This is a genomic window from Burkholderia sp. SIMBA_051 (genome assembly GCF_046534915.1).
Classification (GTDB): Bacteria; Pseudomonadota; Gammaproteobacteria; order Burkholderiales; family Burkholderiaceae; genus Burkholderia; species Burkholderia ambifaria.
Genome location: NZ_JAWRXS010000692.1, coordinates 1 through 247 on the forward strand (window position 1 = coordinate 1; position 247 = coordinate 247).

Below are 247 nucleotides of genomic sequence, written 5' to 3' on the forward strand. Positions count from 1 at the left end.
TCGTGCACGTCGGGCATCACCTCGCGGTCGCCGAACAGGAACCGTGCTTCGCGCAGCAAGGGATGATCCCGGCGCAGCGCGATCGCGCGTGCGCAGAACGCGGTCATCGCTTCGCCTTGCGGCGTCGCGGCGAGCGCCCAGTCGACCCAGGAAATTTCGTTGTCCTGGCAGTACGCGTTGTTGTTGCCTTGCTGCGTGCGGCAGGTTTCGTCGCCGGCCAGCATCATCGGCGTGCCGAGCGCGATGC

Annotated in this window: 1 pseudogene; it reads right to left on the reverse strand. The window is 67.2% G+C overall.

Annotated elements, in window-relative coordinates:
• A pseudogene (locus tag SB771_RS36245) lies at positions 1 to 247 on the reverse strand (glycogen debranching enzyme GlgX); the annotation flags it as partial.